We start from the raw sequence: 19857 nt of genomic DNA on the forward strand, positions 1-19857 counted from the left end.
ATGGGGCTTAACCATGCAAGATGATTTAACCGACGCAGCAAATTGGCTAGTGGAGCAGAACATCGCCCTTAAAGACAAAATGTGTATCGTTGGAGCGAGCTACGGCGGTTATGCAGCCGCTATGGCGGCGGTAAAAACCCCCGACTTATTTAAGTGCGCAATAAGTTTTGCCGGCGTAACCGATTTAAAAAAATTGGTATCAACTAGTCGTCGTTATTTAAATAGTAAATTTGTGAAAAAGCAGATTGGTGATGACTCTGCTGACTTAAAAGCACGCTCACCAGCTTATCATGCCGATAAAGTTAACATTCCTATGTTATTTATTCACGGCGAGGATGACCGTGTGGTTGATATAGTGCAAAGTGAAATTATGGTAGAAGAGCTTGAAGATTTAGACAAAGATGTGGAATTTATCGAGCTAGAAAATGGCGATCACTATTTATCTATTCAGCGTAATAGACATGCAACGTTTAAAGCTATGGATACTTTTTTGAAAAAGCATTTAAATTAGAGATAACGAGTATTCTTGATAAACTAGCATGATTGATTGGTGCGAAACCAATAAGTTTTGTGTATAGTTTTGGGTTAATTTTAATCGCAAATATTTGAGACTTTTTATGAATGGAATCATTCGCTTGTGTTGTTTGATAGTTATTTTATTCACTTCTTTAATTAGTGTTGCAGAAGAGTTACCCATTGAGAGCTTTAGTCAGCTTCCTAGATATGAAAAACCTGCTTTATCACCAAGTGGGACAAAAATCGCCTACCTAAGAAGCTATAAATCACCAGAAGTAACAGTATTAACATCTGTAGATTTAACTACAGGTAAAAAGCTCCATATAGTGCAATCTGATAATAAAACCAACATTACAAACTGGTTTGAATGGGCAAACAATAAAACCTTGGTGGTAAGTGTTAGGTTTGCTTCTGTCATAAATGGTGTAGATGTTATGGAAACTCGTTTACTGGCCATTGATGTTGATGGCGACCAGCCCGTGCAAAGGCAGCTGAGTAAGCCGCCTTCAAACCATAAAATTGGCAATGATCATTATTCTCAATTTCAAGATGACGTAATTTCATTTTTACCTAATGACCCTGAAAATATTCTTATCGCTCTCGACTTAGATACAGTTAATTTACCGGGTGTTTATAGGTTGAATATCAACACTGGTAGAAAATCTAGAATAAGCCGAGGCAAACTAAACATTCGAGACTGGATGACTGATAGGCAAGGCACTTTACGTTTAGGTGAAGCTTTAAATTATAAAACAGGTGAAGCGTCTATCAGAGTCAGGATTGGCGATGATGACACTTGGCATAAATTGTTCGAACACAACAGCTTTGAAGAGTCTGGTGTTACTCCTCTTGGATTTGCTAAAGACCCCAATATTTTGTACTACACCCAATACAATAGTGATAAAAAAGCGTTGTTTAAAATTGACTTAACAACTAAAGAGTCAACGCTAGTATTTGAAGATAAAGACCATGACGTAGATGGCTCACTTATTTATTCGAAAAAGAGCAATGATGTCATAGGCATTTATCACAGAAATAGCGAAGGCGGGCGCATTTATTGGGATAAATCCATGGGTAATTTCAACAAGTCTTTAATGAAAGCATTCGCTGGTTATAGCGCATATTTAACTGACTTTAGTGCCGATGAAAATGTTTATTTGTTATACACAGAAAATGACTATACTCCTGGCGCTTTTTATTTAGGGCACCGTAAGCAAAACTCTCTTAAGTTAATTTTTGAGCAATACCCAGCCCTCCCTCCTGCAGAGCTTAGTGAGCATAAATTAGTAACCTACACAGCAAGAGATGGCACTAAGCTAGAAGGCTATTTAACATTGCCATTAGGAACTAAAGGCCCAGTACCTACAATATTACATCCACATGGCGGCCCCCACTCAAGAGACAGTGATGGTTTTGATTATTGGACATCATTTTTTGCAAGCCGTGGCTACGCGGTATTTAGGCCTAACTTTAGAGGGTCAACGGGTTATGGTTACGAGTTTGCCCAAAGCCAAATGCAAGGCTGGGGCTTAACCATGCAAGATGACTTAACCGATGCTGCAAACTGGCTGGTTAAACAAAACATCGCAGTGAAAGACAAAATGTGTATCGTGGGTGCAAGCTATGGCGGCTATGCTGCTGCTATGGCGGCCGTAAAAACCCCTGATTTATTTACCTGTGCGATTAGTTTTGCTGGCTTAACTGATCTTAAAAAACGCGTAATCCGCTCTTATGACTACACAAATAGTCGGCTTGTAAAAGAGCAATTAGGTAATGACTTTGATGATTTAGAAGCTCGCTCGCCTTATTACAAAGCCAAAAATGTGAATATTCCTATGTTGTTTATCCACGGTGAAGATGACAGAGTTGTAGATGTTGCTCAAAGTCGAGTGATGGTTAGTAGGCTAAAATCACTCGATAAACCAGTAGAATACATTGAACTAGAAGATGGAGACCATGATTTGTCTATTCAACATAATCGCCACATTGCCTTTAAAGCTATGGATGGTTTTTTGAAAAAGCACTTAAACTAACTTCTTATGCCGCTTTTATCTGTATTCTATCTTGCAGATAAAAGCGGGGTTTTAAATACTTAAAAGTTTAACCACACATTTTCTATGTGGTAGTAGAATCCCTTCTGTTATTTTTCTCTCTTTTTACAGGCTATTAAAATGTCCTCACCAGAGCATCCAACTCCCCCCTTAACTAAGCCTGATATTAGTTTGAGTGAGTTTGTTGTACTTATGGCTGTAATGACTTCCTTAGTTGCTTTGAGCATCGATGCCATGCTACCTGCCTTGCATCACATTGGCCAAGACTTACAAATTACTAATTCGCAAGATACACATCTTATTGTGTCTTTGTTTTTTATTGGGATGGGGTTTGGACAGCTCTATTACGGGCCAGTATCGGATGATAAAGGTAGGCGGTATGCTATTCTTTCTGGGCTAATTATTTTTGCTATTGGTTCAATCATTTGCATGTTGGCTGAGTCGTTGACTGTTATGTTGGTAGGCCGTGTTATTCAAGCATTTGGAGTGTCGGGCCCTAGGATCGCAGCTTTGGCGGTAATTCGCGATAAGTACGAAGGCGAAGCGATGGCACGTGTCATGTCGTTTATTATGATGGTGTTTATTTTAGTGCCTATGGTCGCACCAAGTTTTGGACAAGCCATTATGTTTTGGGCGTCGTGGCGACATATTTTTTCTTCATTTTTATTGATTGGACTGCTAGTTGGAATCTGGTTTTTTATTCGTCAGCCAGAAACCCTACCAAAAGAAATGCGCCAATCATTTAATTGGTCACAGCTTTGGCAGTCTAGTAAGTTTATTTTGAGCCACAAATTAGTGATGTTTTACACCATATCAACGGGGCTAATTTTTGGTGCGTTTCTAGCTTATATCAGCGCTTCACAAACAATCTTTCAGCACATTTACGATACCGGCGAGTTGTTCCCGTTGTATTTTGCCTTATTAGCCTTTTCTATCGGTTTTGCATCTTTCATTAACGGTACCTTAGTGATGCGTTTAGGCATGAGAACCTTATGTACTTGGGCAATGATAGGTTGGCTTATATTTTCCACTCTGCTACTTATTTCATGTTGGTTATATGCCGGTATTCCACCTATGTGGTTATTTGTGTCTGTACTGTTTTGTGCCTTCTTTTGTATCGGAGTATTGTTTGGCAATATTAACGCTATGGCAATGCAACCCTTGGGCAATATGGCTGGGTTGGGCGCTGCTATTATTGGTTCGTTAAGTAGTTTATTTTCGGTGCCTATCGCTGTATTTATTGGTGGTTTTTTAGAGCAATCTGTAACACCCATTGCACTAGGTTTTTGTGTTTTTGGGTTAATCTCTTTTGTCTTTTATTGGAAAGCAGAATAGCCTTTCATCAAGCCTATAATTTAGGCGTTGCGGGTAAATTTGCTCATCAATGCTTCAATATTACTTTGTTAGTTTAAAGTAAGTCTCTTGGCTTTAGTTTTGAACCTTCATTATTAAACTTTAAGCGCTTTTTCGATTACTCTCAATTTCCACATGTTTAAGATCATTCTACCAATCGAAACTGCGGAGAGGTATTTTGAGTAATGTCCACTTGCTTAGACGATTTAAGACCATTTTTAATGCGATCATAGCTAATGTTTTTCATCCCCATCGACTGGCAAAACTTATAGATAGTCAGAAAGTCTTCTTTGGTTAAGTCTTCATCATTGATTGATAAGTGCGAATCAATGTACATTTGATCACCGTTAGCAGTAAGGTTAGCGATAGCAGAGTAGGGCTCGCCGTGATTTTTTACTTTTAAGGCCCTGACCATTTTCACTTCGAAAACCCAGTCACCTATCTGAGATAGCCGTGATATTGATTGATTCATTTATTGTTCCGATTTACTAGATGCGTGCCTGAGTGACTACTCGAAAATTTTTATACAAAACTAAGCTAGAGCAATTGGCGCGCCAAGGTGTTAGCCCTTTAAAAACAATGAGCTAGCGTTAAGAATGAATATTTTTTGTCTGCTTCTAGTAACAAATGATAAATACGTTAGGAATGCTTGAAATTGCGGCTTGTTTTTTTACCTAACAGTGAGTTATTCCAGTATATTTGGTTAAATTTACTGTATCGGTATGAAGACGACCTTTTAATTTACCCATAAAAAAGCCCAACCATAAGGTTGGGCAACAGGGAAGTGTTAGGCCAAAGGCTTTAACACTTTTACGACAGAAATCGTCAGTGTTAAGTCAGATAAATCTTATGCAGACTCAACGATTGTTTTCATATCAGTCATGTAACCACGTAACGTTGCGCCAATTGTTTCAACGCCGCTTTCACGGATTTCTTTATTGATATCAACTAATTTTTTGTTATCTACGCTGTTAGTTGCTGTGGTGTAAGCTTTACCGATTAAATCAGTACCGATATTTGGCATTAATTTCTCGCGTAAAATTGGCACTGCAGCATTAGCGAATAAATAGTTACCGTATTCGGCAGTATCAGAGATAACTACATTCATTTCGTACAAACGCTTACGTGCGATTGTGTTAGAAATAAGCGGAGTCTCGTGAAGTGATTCGTAGTAAGCAGATTCTGGTAAAATTCCAGCTTCAACCATCACATCAAACGCTAGTTCAACACCGGCTTTGATCATAGCCACTAAGAAAACACCGTGGTCGAAGTATTCTTGTTCATCAATAGTGCCAGTAAACTCAGGTGCATTTTCAAAACCGGTCTCGCCAGTTTCTTCACGCCATTTAAGTAAGTTAGCATCGCCATTAGCCCAGTCTTCCATCATAGTGCGAGAAAACTCACCGCTGATAATGTCGTCTTGATGTTTACCAAATAAGTCGCCTAGCAATACTTTTAATTCGTCAGCTAGTTCAAACGCTTTGACTTTTGCAGGGTTAGACAAACGGTCCATCATGTTAGTTACGCCACCGATTTTAAGTGCTTCGGTGATGGTTTCTAAACCGTCTTGGATAAGTTTACCTGCGTAGCCAGCGTCGATGCCGTCAGCAATCATTTTTTCATAGCCTAAGATAGCTGCAACTTGTTGCATACCACATAAAATAGTTTGCTCACCCATAAGGTCAGACTTAACTTCAGCAACAAATGAAGATTCAAGAACACCTGCACGGTCTCCACCAGTGGCAGACGCCAGTGCTTTAGCGATATCCCAACCTTGACCTTTAGGGTCGTTTTCTGGGTGAACAGCGATGAGAGTTGGAACACCAAACCCACGCTTATATTCTTCACGTACTTCAGTACCTGGGCACTTAGGTGCACACATTACAACAGTGATGTCTGAACGAATTTGTTGGCCTTCTTCAACAATGTTGAAGCCGTGTGAATAACCTAATGTTGCGCCTTGTTGCATTAATGGCATGACCGCTTCAACTACACTTGAGTGTTGCTTATCTGGGGTAAGGTTATAAACAATGTCTGCTGTTGGAATAAGCTCTTGGTAAGTACCAACAGTAAAACCATTTTCGCTAGCACGTTGAAAGGATTCACGTTTTTCATCAATTGCAGCTTGGCGAAGTGCATAAGAGATGTTTAAACCAGAATCACGCATGTTCAAACCTTGGTTTAAACCTTGAGCGCCACACCCTACGATGACAATTTTCTTACCTTTAAGAAAATCACAACCAGTAGAAAACTCTGAACGTTGCATAAAACGACAACGACCGATTTGGTCTAATTGCTGACGTAGCGATAATGTATTGAAATAATTTGCCATCTGAAAAATCCTATTCTTTTCTTTGTAAATGAGTCTTTCATTTACGATGGCGAGATAATAGACAATGTATTGCGTTGTTTAAAATGATATATTTGCAATGTTATGTTTCACAAATCGCAATACTGTTTTTTTAGAGGGCTAATTTTGGATATTCGTAGCTTAGAGTTATTTCAACATTTATGTACAAGCTTGCACTTTGGTCGCACTGCCGATGCCATGTTTGTTAGCCCATCGACCTTAAGCCGTGCCATTCAGAGGCTAGAAGAAGAATGCGGCACAACCTTGTTTGTGCGAGACAATCGTAAGGTTAAATTGACAGCGGCGGGCGCAAGTTTATTGAGCTTTAGTCAGCAAATGCTAAGCGAATGGAAAAAGGTGCAAAGCGAGTTACGCCAATCCCACCAGCAGTTACAAGGTGAATTAAGTCTATATTGCTCGGTAACAGCCAGCCAAAGTCATTTACCTAACTTATTGGATCATTTTCGACATAAATATCCACAAATTGAAATCAAGCTCGCCACTGGGGACCCGGCTTTATCTGTTATAAAGGTGATGCAACAAGACGCAGATGCAGCGATTGCGATTCATACTCCAGATTTTCCAAAAGAACTACACTTTTTGCCCTTAGGTGAAGTGCCTTTAGTCTTAATTGCCCCCAAAGACACATTATTAACTCGGCTAGAACAAGTCGATTGGCGACAACATTCAATGGTTTTACCGGAATCTGGCCCCTCTAAACGTATCGTACATCATTGGTTGGCAGAGCAAGGCATTAGGCCCCGCGTTTATGCAACCGTAGCGGGTAACGAAGCGATTGTGAGCATGGTAGCGTTGGGCTGTGGTGTGGCAATTGTACCGCAAATAGTATTAGATCACTCTTCGGTTGGGCAAAAAGTAAACCGTATTTCACTCACTAATATCGAAACTTACCAACTAGGTTTGTGCTGTTTAAAAAAGCGGGCACAAGAGCCTGCGATTAAGGCGTTGTTTAGCTGTTAGTTTATTTAAAATCGTTAAATAGGTTGTTCTGTTTGGACCAATATGACTGTTTTACCAAGGTCAAAACACCTTAAAGGGATCGGACTCCTTCAATACGATTAAGATTATAAGACCAAGCAAAGAAAAGAGTTAATAGGGTGGGCAACCTAGTTAACTTTCCTATTATTCTCCTTCTCCCAAATAGAAGCAATTTGGACGCGCCCTATCTATTAGGTCGCTCGAACCTTTCTATTCATTTAAAGTGAACCCCCAATCTTGTTCTAACATTCATGCATGGGGATATTGTGCTGCAGTAAATGTCGCTTTTAGAGCTCCGATGTCGATTGATTTACCCTGCAGGTTATCTAACTTTGCTTGTATTAACATAGCTCCTGGGATTGTTTTGCATAATCATCGTAGTACTCAAAGCATCCGCTACTTTATCTAATAGAGGCTGAGCTAGGTGCATCTGTTGTTGCTGTATATGGCAAGCCGCCATATTTAAAGTCATCGAAAACCCTTCAATTATCTCAGTGAATCGGACATGTACAAGTGGTTTTATTGTTGCTAATTGTTGATAGTAGTTGAACATGTCGTCGCAATTTTTTAATGCGTAGGCCAAAGTTGCAAGCGCCTTCAGTTGATATTCTGTATTTTCACTTGATTGACTTTATGTGAGCAAAGCTTAATAGAAATGCTGGGTATCGCCCTGTTGTCACCGGCGCAGTAAAAATCAGTTATCTCACTTTTCATTCTACATAATAAATTTATAAATCAACGTGCTCATCAGTAAAGTCATGGAAACACTCAAGGTTGTTTTAACAACTTTAGGGCCATGTTTTATCGCTGAACTACTGCCAATATGGTTACCGGCGAGGTTGGCTATAATTAATGGAATTGCCAGCATGTATAATACTTTTCCGGCTATCATAAAGGCTATTAGCGCCCCCACATTGCTAGAAAAATTTAACAGTTTAGAGTTGGCAGATGCAGTAACTAAATCAAAGCGTAGAATAAGATGCAGCGCTAAGATTAAAAAGCTACCTGTGCCAGGCCCAAAGAACCCATCGTAAAACCCTATAACAAAAACGATAATTGGTACTATTAGGTAAACTTGTATATTCGTTACATTTATTAGATGTGCAGCGTGATTCTTTTTAGGAAGAAGTGACAGCATGATGCCAAATGGTAATAGCCCAATGATAATTTTTGCTACGACTTCAGGTTCGAACATCAGGATCATTTCTGCCCCAAAATAAGAGCCCAGTAATCCACTAGGTATACCTGTTGCCACCACCTTCCAAATGACTTTTTTATTTTTCACAAAGTTGCGGATTGCAGCCAAGGTGCCAAAGGTACTGACTAGTTTGCCTTGACCTAAAGCGACTTGTGGGGGTAAACCAGCTAAGATAAAAGAAGGCAGCAAAATAAGCCCTCCCCCCCCTGCAACGCTATCGATAAACCCAGCAACGAAACACGCAAAAATTAGCGCTCCAAGTACCCATACAGATAGGTCTATATTTAATAATTCCATTAATGCTTATGCCTATTATTTAATTGCATTTCTGTCGGCTTGAAGTGACTTTACTAAGGCTGAAGTATCTAGTCGGCCCATTCCGTTTTGTTGTAACTTTTGGTATTGATTATCGACTTGAGTGGTAAGTGGCAAAGCTAGTTGATGCTTGGCTGCTTCTTCAAGGCAAATACTTAAATCTTTGTGCATCCAATCAATAGCAAAACCGAAGTCGAACTTGTCTTCAGACATGGTTTCAAGCCTGTTTTCCATTTGCCAAGAGCCAGCCGCACCATGTTTTAAGGTATCAACAAGTTGTGGAATATCTAAGCCAACTTTTTGGGCGAGCAATAGCGCTTCGCTTAATCCAGACAGCACGCCAGCAATACATATTTGGTTAACCATTTTAGTACGTTGGCCTTGGCCTGTTTCTCCCATCAATTGCACTTGTTTGGCATAGCTTTGCATTATTGGTTTAGCAGTATCAAAGATGGCACTTTTACCTCCACACATAACAGTGAGTTGACCGTTTTCTGCACCTGCTTGACCGCCAGAGACAGGCGCATCAATAAACTCACAGCCTATTTCTTCGCATCGAGCTTTAAGCTCTAACGCAAGCTCTGCAGATGTAGTGGTGTGATCTACCAAAATTGCCCCTTGCTTCATACCAGCAAGCGCGCCGTTGTTGCCTAAAACCACTTCACGCACATCTTTGTCATTTCCAACGCATATAAAAACAATATCTTTATTAACAGCTGCTTTTTGGGGGGTGAGTGCATACATACTTTTGTATTCGTCTGCCCAGTTTTTTGCTTTAGACTCGGAGCGATTAAACACAGTAGTAAAGTAACCAGATGTTTGCAGGTGTCCTGCCATTGGGTAGCCCATTGCGCCTAATCCAATAAAAGCTGCTGTTGGGTTATTTTTTTCTGATAAATTACCTTTATGGATCATGACCACGCCTACTTTTGGGTTTATTTGCTAATTTGAAAAGAAAATGAACTATGTCACTTCTTCTTTGAAACACTATTTTCTAGTGGCTTTATTATATAGTTAGCCGGATAACACAATGTTTTATTGAACTATTTCTAAAGTAACCTCTAAATTGACATATGTCAATTAAGGTCTTTGTATACTGATTGAATATATCAAAATTGAATTTATGCTTTGGTATCGATACCATTAACTTTTATTTGCAGCATTTGATGTCATGACGCCCCCAAAATACATAGAAATATCTAACATTATTGAGAATAGGATTGACCTAGGGCAATACGCTAAAGGGAGTAAACTACCCACTCATAGGGCGTTGGCTCAAGAGTTAGATACCACAGCGGTCACAGTCTCAAAAGCCTATCAAACCCTAGCTACAGCGGGAAAGATTGAGTCTTTTGTGGGGCGAGGCAGTTTTGTTTTTGACGACAAACCACTATCCCAAGTTATTCGCTCTGGTGATGCTGACAACGAGTTTAACCTATCCATATTGCAGCCTTGCATGTCACACAACGTAAAAAGACTGCATCATGAATTTCAAAACAGTTTTAATCAAGATTTTGATGCAAAACTTTACGAGTATGCGGAAGATTCTGGGCTACTAAAACATAGAGATATAGGCAGGCATTGGGCTGTAAAATATGGTTTATATATGCCAAAAGTTGAGCAACTTCATTTAACTAATGGAGCACAGCATGGTTTATCTACACTCATTCAACTTTATACCCAAGCTGATGATCTTATAGCTGTTGAAGCACAAACCTACCCCGGCATTTTGTCTATAGCCAACTTTTTGGGGAGAAGAGTGGTAGGCATTCAAATGGACGAAAGTGGGATGTGCCCCAATGATTTAGCACGGCAATTTAAACAAGAAAAGCCCGCCCTTGTTATTGTTGTTCCGTCACATCAAAATCCCACCGCTGTAACTATGCCTACTCTTCGCCGTAAGCAAATTGCAGCGACTATTTTAAAATACAACGCATGGCTAATCGAAGATGACATTTACGGTTTTTTAAATGGAACCCCGTTACCAGCTATTAGTAATTTTGCTCCAGAGAATACATTTCATATTAGCAGCCTATCGAAGGCTGTAAGCCCAGGGATCCGCTGCGGCTTTTTGAACTCTCCTGTTTCTCAATCTAAAAAGATAGCGGCCTTTTTAAGGGCTATGGTTTGGTTACCATCACCACTTTTATTTGAAACAGCCAGCCATCTGATTGAATCAGGGGCAGCATTCAAATTAGCAGACCAACAAAAAGCTATTGCGATAAAGCGACAAAAAATTGCGCAGCAAGTCCTGAGTCAGTTTGAGTTGAATGCACAAGTATCTAGCTATCACTTATGGTTGACCTTACCTAGGCAGTGGAATGCCGACAGCTTTTGTCTTGCTGCTAAAAACCAAGGGTTACTGGTGAGCAGTTCGACATATTTTTGTGCTGATGGTAAGCCTATTGATAAAATTCGCTTGTCTGTTATGGCTATAGATTCAGAGACTAGATTTACCTTAGCACTTAAAAATTTAGCTCAACTTTTAGATACTTCACCCATGCAACATTCTCAGTTTTAAGCGTTATGCAAAATCTTAGCGAGCCAAAGCTCAATTATTAGTTAACTGTACTAACATGCGGTCAAAGGCTCGGTAGTTTAGGGCTTCTGCTAGGTGGGATTTTTCTATTTGCGAGCAGTTGGCTAGGTCAGCGATGGTACGGGCAACTTTTAATACCCTGTGGTAAGTTCGCAACGATAGTCCCAGTTTTTCTACTGCGTTATGCAAGAATGCTTGGTCTGCTTTGCTTAAGGCACAATGTTTTTCAATTTCTTTACTGCCTAGTTGTGCGTTAGATTTACCTCTTTGGTTTATCTGTAATTGGTGGGCTGTTACCACTCGATTTCGTACGGTTTGGCTATTCTCACCTCTCGATTTAACTTGTTCAGAAAAGTCGCTGTTAGGTAACTTGGGAACGTCTACTTGTAAGTCGATACGGTCTAGAAATGGGCCCGAAATACGGTTTAAATAACGTAATACTTGGTCGCTACTACTGCGACCATCTTGCAAACTTCCAGTTGGGCTGGGGTTCATGGCTGCCACCAATTGAAAACGCGCCGGAAACTGCGCCTGCCTAGCCGCCCGTGAAATACTGACAGAGCCAGACTCTAATGGCTCTCTTAGTACATCTAACACCTTACGGTCGAATTCAGGTAATTCATCTAAAAACAGCACACCATTGTGGGCCAGCGATATTTCACCTGGTCTGGGTACACTCCCCCCGCCCACTAAGGCAACGGCTGAACTAGTGTGGTGTGGATGGCGGTAGTTTCTTTGTTTCCAAGTGGCCGGATCTACAGGTTTTCCCACAATTGAGTGAATAGCTGCTGAAGCTAAGGCTTCTTCATCTGACATGGGCGGTAAAATGGTAACTAAACGGCTAGCTAACATGGTTTTTCCTGTGCCAGGTGGGCCTGTAAAAAGTAAATTATGGCCCCCTGCTGCGGCTATTTCTAAGGCCCGTTTACCCGCTGCTTGACCGACAACATCTTGTAAGTCGTTTTCGTATTGAGACTCTTTTTGTGTAAACTCGGGCTGATAAAAATTAAGATTTTTTTGCCCAGCTATATGATGAAATACATCCAATAATTGATTAGACGCAAAAATCTGAGCTCCTTCAATGAGTGACGCTTCTGCGGCATTTTCTGCGGGCAGTACCACGGCTCTTCCTGCTTTATGACAAGCATAAGTGAAAGGTAGCGCGCCTTTAATAGAGCGAATTTCACCTGATAATGCTAATTCACCAGCCAGCTCTATGTTTTGCAATGAGTGTTCGGGTAATTGGCTGCTTGCGGCAATAATACCAATGGCAATAGCTAAATCGAATCGAGCGCCTTCTTTAGGTAAGTCGGCGGGGGCTAAATTCACAGTTATACGTTTAGCAGGAAATTCAAAACCAGAGTTGATAAGCGCACTGCGTACTCTGTCTTTAGCTTCGCGAACCGATGCTTCTGGTAAGCCAACTAAGTTAAAACAAGGCAGCCCATTGGCTAAATGTACCTCTACCGTAACCAGTGGCGCATCTATGCCCACAGTTGCACGAGAATAAACAATCGCTAAAGACATAAGGCAACTCCATTTGCAAATGATTGATACATACAAGGCTAGTTAAAGCTGCAGAAATTGCGAACATTCCTTATTACTGGGTTAACTTGGGAATATTTTTATCACATAATAGCGGATGATTGTAAGGTGTTACTTTAAGGTTATACAGGCTCAGAAACATGAAAGGAAACACATGAGAAGCAGATATAAGTTGATTTTTTTTATCATTGCTATTGGCGTTTGCTACCAAGAATACATGTCTTATGAAGACAGCAAAACATACCTTCCTGAGGGTACGTTTGTCGATATGTCAGGCACGCAAATTTATACAGAAATTGTTGGGCAAGGGGATGTCACTATAGTATTTGATGCAGGCATGATGGATACCTCATATGTTTGGAAAAGCGTGGTCGATGAGGTAAGTAAATTTGCTCAAACCTTTGTTTATGACAGAGCGGGTTTAGGCTTTAGTGATAAAAGCCCCAACCCCCGAGATAGCACGCAAGTAGTTGAAGAGCTTCATGCTATTTTAGAAAAGCGAGAAATAAGTGGCCCGATCATTTTAGTAGGTCACTCCTATGGTGGGCTTAATATGCAGCTCTACGCAAAAACTTACCCAGAATACATAGTTGGTTTAGTTCTGGTTGACTCTGCTCACCCTAATCAAGCTAATGTTTTGGCAAAAGAGAATGCTTTATTTAGTTTTGTAAAAAAAGCCAGTATGTGGGCAGCGCCCATAGGTGTACCTCGTCTATATTTATCGTTTAATAAATCCCGTGAAAAGGCATTAAAAAGCACGACAAAGCATCAGTATACATCGTTGAAAGAAAGCACTAATTTTGAGGCAAGCGCTCGTCATGTCAAAAATGTAGTAAAAACATTAGGTGATTTACCTATTGTGGTTATTGCCAAGAACCATTCATCGGGAGTAACAATGGGGAGTACCAAGCAAATACGTGAATGGGCAAAGCTTCAAGAGAGTTTCTTATTATTGTCTGAAAACGCTCGCATAGTATTTTCTGAAAATAGGCAACATAACATACATCAGGCCCAACCAGAGTTAGTCACAGAGGCTATAAATCAGTTAGTTGAAGCGCTCTAACTTGGTTGACTAGTGTAGCTTATCTGAGATTCAGGTTAGTTAAGAAATGAGCACACCATTTTGGTGTTCTATTCATCTTTTACGGAATCATGGGGATTAAAAACAGGTAGGTGCCAATGCCATTTTATTGCCCCTAAACGGGCTGCTAAAGTTAAGCAAAAGCAGATACTCATGCATGCTAGCGTGTTAAGCTCAAGGTGAAGGGCTGTTATATAGCTTGCCCCTCCAAAAATGCAGGCCGTTGCATAGATCTCACTTCGTAAAACCAGTGGTATTTCTTGGCATATTACATCTCGAATTAACCCTCCAAACACCCCTGTCATTGTGCCTAACGCAATGGCTATCATGGGCGATGCACCATACGTGAGGGCTTTTTGTAATCCTATGACATTAAAGAATGCTAGACCAATTGCATCGGCAAACAATAGGTAGCGTAACGGGAAGGTTTTCTGAGTCCTAAGCCAAATAATTGTGGTAAATGCGGCTAAAGTAATGACATAAAAAAAGCTAGGGTCTTGCACCCAGAATACTGGTCGATCTAAAATCATATCTCTTAATGTGCCACCACCTATAGCCGTAACAGATGCAAGTACGACTACTCCAAATCCATCCATATGTTTTTTGTACGCCATAAGAGTGCCTGCAATAGCAAAAACTGCAACGCCTGCCAAATCTATCCAATGTAACCAAGTTTGCATAAGTAACCTAAATTTAAAGCTTATATTTTTGTGAATTGAATGAATGATCTATGTTTAATATATGATCCTCTAAAATGGCATATAGCAATGCTTGATCAGCTTCACTGCTTCATGATATTTCTATACTCAGTGATGATATAAAAATCTGTAATCTAATGCCTTATTCTTTTTACACAGTGTAAAAACAAATTACCTGACATTATCAGCGGTAATAATTGCATTGCGGGGATAGTGGTAAAATCTTATTAGAATACTAAGCCCCTCGCACGAAAGTACGAGGGGTTTTTTGTTAGAAAGATACATAAGTAGTCGTTTTCAAAAATACATTTTATACAATTAATTAAGAGTGAAATAATGCCAAAATTACGTTCAGCCACAAGTACACAAGGTCGCAACATGGCGGGGGCCCGCGCACTGTGGCGCGCAACAGGGATGAAAGACGGTGATTTTAATAAACCCATTATCGCTGTATCCAACTCATTTACTCAATTTGTACCGGGTCATGTACATTTAAAAGATATGGGGCAATTGGTTGCTCGCAGTATCGAAGCCGCTGGCGGTGTAGCAAAAGAATTTAATACTATTGCCGTAGATGACGGTATCGCTATGGGTCATAGCGGTATGTTGTACAGCTTGCCTTCACGAGAAATCATAGCCGACTCTGTTGAGTATATGGTTAATGCCCATTGCGCTGATGCCATAGTGTGTATCTCAAACTGCGACAAAATTACTCCAGGAATGTTAATGGCCTCTATGCGATTAAATATACCTGTCATTTTTGTATCAGGTGGCCCAATGGAAGCGGGTAAAACCAAGCTTTCTGACCAACTTATCAAACTTGATTTAGTAGATGCTATGGTAGCCGGTGTTGATGACAACGTTAGCGATGCAGATAGTGAAGAAGTAGAGCGTTCGGCTTGCCCAACATGTGGTTCATGCTCTGGTATGTTTACTGCCAACTCCATGAACTGTTTGACCGAAGCTTTAGGTTTGTCTTTACCGGGTAATGGTTCAATGCTTGCCACTCACGCTGACCGTGAAGGACTATTTAAACAAGCCGGCACACAAATAGTTGAATTATGCCGTCGTTACTATCAAGAAGATGATGAGTCAGTTTTACCTCGCAACATTGCTAACTTTAAAGCCTTTGAAAACGCTATGTGTTTAGATATTGCTATGGGTGGCTCAACTAATACAATCTTGCATTTATTGGCAGCTGCAGTAGAAGGCGAAGTGCCGTTTACTCTAGATGATATCGATAGATTATCTCGTAAAGTGCCGCACTTATGTAAGGTAGCACCGTCTACCCCTAAATATCATATGGAAGATGTACACCGCGCTGGTGGTGTGATTGGCATCTTGGCTGAGCTAAATCGTGCAGGTTTACTACACGCAGACTCGCCACATGTATTAGGAACATCTATAGGTGATGTGATCAGTAAGTGGGATATTGCTAACGGCCAAAACGAACATGCCCTAGAGTTTTATAAAGCAGGCCCTGCTGGCATTCGCACCACTCAAGCGTTTAGCCAAAACTGCCGCTGGCCCACTGCCGATACCGACCGTGAAGACGGTTGTATCCGTAACATTGACCACGCTTTCAGTCAAGAAGGTGGTTTAGCCGTGTTGTTTGGCAACATAGCTGAAGATGGCTGTATTGTTAAAACCGCAGGGGTTGATGAGTCTATTCATAAATTTACTGGCCGAGCCCGCATTTATGAAAGCCAAGATGAAGCAGTAGAAGCTATTTTGGGTGACAAAGTTGTAGCTGGTGATGTAGTTGTTATCCGCTACGAAGGCCCTAAAGGCGGCCCAGGTATGCAAGAAATGCTATACCCAACAACTTATCTTAAAGCCAAAGGCTTAGGTAAAGATTGTGCCCTTATCACAGACGGTCGTTTTTCTGGTGGTACATCTGGACTGTCGATTGGTCACTGTGCGCCAGAAGCCGCTAGTGGTGGTGGCATAGCCTTAGTTGAAGAAGGTGATACCATCAATATCGATATTCCAAACCGTAAGATTGGTATTGATATCTCCGATGCTGACCTACAAGCTCGCCGTGAAAAAATGGATGCCAGCCCTAAAGCATGGAAACCATTAACTCGTGAACGTAAAGTGACGTTAGCGTTAAAAGCCTATGCATTATTAGCGACCAGTGCTGATAAAGGTGGCGTACGTGATGCGTCTAAATTGGAAGACTAAATGACACGTTCTGCCAATGAGTACCTGCAAAAAATTATACAAGCGCAGGTGTATGATGTAGCCGTAAAGTCTGAATTACAAAAGCTAGATAAATTATCTGAAACCTTAGGTAACGATATTTGGTTGAAACGTGAAGATCAGCAACCCGTGAAGTCTTTTAAGCTTCGCGGGGCATTTAACAAGTTAAGTCAGTTAACCGACGAACAACTTGCTAAAGGTGTGGTTGCCTCATCTGCGGGTAACCATGCTCAAGGTGTGGCTTACTCTGCCAGTAAAAAACAAATCAAAGCGACTATCGTGATGCCTGCTACCGCACCTGACATTAAGGTTGAGGCAGTACGTAACTTTGGTGGTGAATACGTTGAAATAGTACTTCATGGTAGTAGTTTCGATGAGGCAAAAGCCGAAGCACTTCGTTTATCAAAAGAGCATGGCTACACTATGGTAGCCCCTTTTGATGATGAAGATGTCATTGTAGGGCAAGGCACTATTGCTCGTGAATTGCTAGAACAAAACCCCGACTTAGACACGCTTTTTATTGCAGTAGGCGGTGGTGGCTTAGTTGCGGGTATCTCTGTATTCATTAAGCAGCTTAAGCCAGACGTTAAAATCATCGCCATTGAATCGGATGAGTCAGCTTGCTTGCAAGCGGCCATGGCTGCGGGTAAACCTGTTCCTTTAGATCACGTTGGCATCTTTGCCGATGGTGTTGCCGTTAAAATTATTGGCGAAGAGCCGTTTCGTTTATGCCAAGACTATGTAGACGAAGTCATCACAGTCAATACAGACGAGATTTGCTCAGCCATTAAAGATATTTTTGATGATACCCGTGTTATTGCTGAGCCAGCGGGCGCGCTATCTGTTGCCGGCATGCATAAATACCTTAAAGCTAATCCTCAACAAGGCAAAAAGTTTGCAGGCATTTTGTGTGGCGCTAATATCAATTTTCACACCTTGCGTTATGTGTCTGAACGTTGTGAATTAGGGGAGCAAAAAGAAGCGGTTATCGCGGTTAAAATCCCTGAAAAGACCGGTGCGTTTAGAAATTTCTGCTCCTTATTAGGTGGCCGCGCTATTACTGAGTTTAATTACCGGTATGCTACGGATAAAGAAGCCCATGTATTTGTGGGTATTCGCTTACGTGATGGTCAAACAGAGCTGAAACAATTGACTGATGCACTTACTGTTAATGGTTATCAAAGCTTTGATTTGTCAGACAATGAAATGGCAAAGTTACATGTTCGTTATATGGTAGGAGGCAGACCGCCAACAGCTATAAATGAAAAGTTATTTTCTTTTGAATTTCCAGAGCATCCTGGGGCGTTAATGAAGTTTTTAGATACCCTAGGCGAACGCTGGGACATTACCTTGTTTCATTATCGCAACCACGGCGCTGCAGAAGGCTTGGTCTTAGCTGGCTTTGATATTGCTGATGCAGACAGATTGAGCTTTGACCAACACTTGGCTGAGCTAGGTTATGTTTATCAAGAGCAAACCAACAACCCTGCATATCAGTTTTTCTTATCTGATTTAACGGGTGCTTAAATATTGCTACCTAACTAGGACAAAGGGCTGAATATGCAACAAATAGTCGATGATATTGCAGCCCAAATGGCCTCTAAAACCGATAAGGGTAAAGTTGCCAGTTATATCCCGCAATTGGCTCAGGTTGATCCTGAGCAGTTTGCTATCACAATTGCTCTACCAGATGGGGCTATTTATAGTGCCGGATGTGCTGAAACACTGTTTTCTATTCAAAGTATTTCTAAAGTTTTTACGTTAACACTTGCCCTTGGAAAACTAGGTGAACGACTCTGGAATAGAGTCGGGCGGGAACCATCGGGTGACCCCTTTAACTCCATTGTGCAGTTAGAACACGAAAACGGAAAACCCCGCAATCCTTTTATAAATGCAGGTGCTATTACAGTTGCTGACGCTATATTGCAAGGCCATCAGCCTAAAGAAACCCTAGCTGAAATACTGCAATTTATGCGTTTTCTGGCAAATGATGAATCTATCAGTATCGATAAAAAAGTTGCCCGATCTGAATTAGAAACTGGTGACAGAAACGCTTCACTAGCCCACTTTATGGCATCCTTTGGGCACTTCGAAAATCCAGTCGATTCTGTGTTAGGCACATACTTTCATCACTGCTCTATTGCCATGAATACTATTCAATTAGCCACCGCGGGGCTGTTTTTAGCCAATGACGGCGTTAACCCTACTACAGGGTATCGTGTGGTATCCCCCAAACGGGCCAAACGCATCAACTCTTTAATGCTGATGTGTGGCCATTATGATGGTTCAGGTGAGTTTGCTTTCAGAGTCGGCTTACCGGGTAAAAGCGGGGTAGGCGGTGGTATTATGGCGGTAGCACCCGGCAAAGCATCTATTGCAGTATGGGCGCCTGGGTTAGATCCCATAGGCAATAGCAAATTAGGTACCCAAGCACTAGAGTTACTCGCCAGTAAAACCGGGTGGTCAGTGTTTGGGGTTTAGTTTGCAGGTATAGCATGGGCACTCATTACGTTCATTTATTCGCTATGCTCAACTCACCCGTACTATTTTTAACTCACACCTGTGAAAGCTAGAGCCTTTTAGAGATAACAACACAACTATTACTTTATGACCCTAATGCTGTGTTTTCGTGTTTGTTATTAAGTTAGTGTTTTGAAACGGGATCGTGTTTCCAGATGCCTTAATTTATAAGCAATAATCAAAATAGACTTATCAAGCTTAATGCGAACTTAAGTCAATTGCGTATTTCAAAGGACCTAAAACACTTTTGATCGATTAAAAATTATCACTATACGCCACGCCCACATATTGAATGACGAAAGAAATGCATAACATTTTGAACTTATACTGACATAGCGCGTCTGACTTAATAGTTTTTATGTGTGTGTTCTCATTTTTAAGCCTGATTTGTTATCAGGCTTTTTTTTGCCTGCGATTCAATGTTAATCATTAATATGCATCACTAAAGTAAACGCCTTTTTTTTAACATCTGCTTTTTCTACCTTCAATG

General features: G+C 40.9%; 15 protein-coding genes. 9 read left to right on the plus strand and 6 right to left on the minus strand.

The genetic code is table 11. The features are described from left to right. The 3 genes from ABJD71_RS04820 to ABJD71_RS04830 all read left to right on the plus strand — a co-directional run. A partial coding sequence (locus ABJD71_RS04820; protein ID WP_348165383.1) for a prolyl oligopeptidase family serine peptidase occupies positions 1-511 on the plus strand: 511 nt, incomplete at its 5' end. Positions 512-617: 106 nt separating this feature from the next. Continuing rightward, positions 618-2549 (plus strand): S9 family peptidase, encoded by a 1932-nt coding sequence (locus ABJD71_RS04825; protein WP_348165386.1) that lies wholly within the window; start codon positions 618-620, stop codon positions 2547-2549. Between the two features lie 138 nt (positions 2550-2687). Continuing rightward, positions 2688-3902 carry a multidrug effflux MFS transporter gene (locus tag ABJD71_RS04830; RefSeq protein WP_348165389.1) on the plus strand — a complete coding sequence of 405 codons (1215 nt, stop codon included), beginning with the start codon at positions 2688-2690 and terminating at the stop codon, positions 3900-3902. A gap of 163 nt (positions 3903-4065) precedes the next feature. Here the strand turns inward: ABJD71_RS04830 and ABJD71_RS04835 are convergent, their stop codons facing one another. Both ABJD71_RS04835 and ilvC read right to left on the minus strand, forming a co-directional pair. Next, positions 4066-4392: a hypothetical protein gene (locus tag ABJD71_RS04835; protein WP_348165392.1), complete on the minus strand. Its 327-nt coding sequence runs from the start codon at positions 4390-4392 to the stop codon at positions 4066-4068. Positions 4393-4767: 375 nt separating this feature from the next. Next, complete coding sequence (ilvC, locus tag ABJD71_RS04840; RefSeq protein WP_348165395.1) at positions 4768-6252, minus strand: ketol-acid reductoisomerase; 1485 nt, start codon at positions 6250-6252, stop codon at positions 4768-4770. A gap of 144 nt (positions 6253-6396) precedes the next feature. On the opposite strand from ilvC, the gene ilvY reads away from it, so the two are divergent. Then, positions 6397-7251 carry an HTH-type transcriptional activator IlvY gene (gene ilvY, locus ABJD71_RS04845; RefSeq protein WP_348165398.1) on the plus strand — a complete coding sequence of 285 codons (855 nt, stop codon included), beginning with the start codon at positions 6397-6399 and terminating at the stop codon, positions 7249-7251. A gap of 733 nt (positions 7252-7984) precedes the next feature. Here the strand turns inward: ilvY and ABJD71_RS04850 are convergent. Both ABJD71_RS04850 and ABJD71_RS04855 read right to left on the minus strand, forming a co-directional pair. Then, the gene (locus ABJD71_RS04850; protein ID WP_348165401.1) at positions 7985-8764 is read right to left on the minus strand and encodes a TSUP family transporter; all 780 of its coding nucleotides are present in this window, start codon (positions 8762-8764) and stop codon (positions 7985-7987) included. Positions 8765-8779: 15 nt separating this feature from the next. Further along, on the minus strand, positions 8780-9697 hold the full coding sequence (locus ABJD71_RS04855) for an NAD(P)-dependent oxidoreductase (protein WP_348165404.1): 918 nt from the start codon (positions 9695-9697) through the stop codon (positions 8780-8782). Between the two features lie 256 nt (positions 9698-9953). Here ABJD71_RS04855 and ABJD71_RS04860 point away from each other — a divergent pair, with 256 nt between their 5' ends. Beyond that, a complete protein-coding gene (locus tag ABJD71_RS04860) occupies positions 9954-11303 on the plus strand; it encodes a PLP-dependent aminotransferase family protein (RefSeq protein WP_348165407.1) in 1350 nt (449 codons plus the stop codon). 30 nt (positions 11304-11333) lie between these two features. Here the strand turns inward: ABJD71_RS04860 and ABJD71_RS04865 are convergent, their stop codons facing one another. Beyond that, complete coding sequence (locus ABJD71_RS04865; RefSeq protein ID WP_348112003.1) at positions 11334-12848, minus strand: YifB family Mg chelatase-like AAA ATPase; 1515 nt, start codon at positions 12846-12848, stop codon at positions 11334-11336. A gap of 172 nt (positions 12849-13020) precedes the next feature. Here ABJD71_RS04865 and ABJD71_RS04870 point away from each other — a divergent pair, with 172 nt between their 5' ends. After that, positions 13021-13929, plus strand: a complete 909-nt coding sequence (locus tag ABJD71_RS04870; RefSeq protein WP_348165410.1) for an alpha/beta hydrolase — start codon at positions 13021-13023, stop codon at positions 13927-13929. Positions 13930-13997: 68 nt separating this feature from the next. On the opposite strand, the gene ABJD71_RS04875 is transcribed toward ABJD71_RS04870, so the two are convergent. Then, complete coding sequence (locus ABJD71_RS04875) at positions 13998-14627, minus strand: trimeric intracellular cation channel family protein (RefSeq protein ID WP_348165413.1); 630 nt, start codon at positions 14625-14627, stop codon at positions 13998-14000. A 354-nt stretch (positions 14628-14981) separates the two neighbouring features. On the opposite strand from ABJD71_RS04875, the gene ilvD reads away from it, so the two are divergent. From ilvD to ABJD71_RS04890, 3 genes are read left to right on the plus strand one after another with little or no spacing between them, the layout of a single operon-like run. Then, positions 14982-16829, plus strand: coding sequence for a dihydroxy-acid dehydratase (gene ilvD, locus ABJD71_RS04880; protein WP_348165416.1), 1848 nt, complete (start codon positions 14982-14984; stop codon positions 16827-16829). Continuing rightward, positions 16830-18374, plus strand: a complete 1545-nt coding sequence (gene ilvA / locus ABJD71_RS04885) for a threonine ammonia-lyase, biosynthetic (RefSeq protein WP_348165419.1) — start codon at positions 16830-16832, stop codon at positions 18372-18374. It abuts the gene before it with no gap. 33 nt (positions 18375-18407) lie between these two features. Beyond that, positions 18408-19328, plus strand: coding sequence for a glutaminase (locus tag ABJD71_RS04890; RefSeq protein ID WP_348165422.1), 921 nt, complete (start codon positions 18408-18410; stop codon positions 19326-19328). The last annotated feature ends 529 nt before the right edge of the window (positions 19329-19857 follow it).

This window comes from Paraglaciecola sp. (genome assembly GCF_039943935.1).
In the GTDB taxonomy this organism is placed as follows: Bacteria; Pseudomonadota; Gammaproteobacteria; order Enterobacterales; family Alteromonadaceae; genus Paraglaciecola.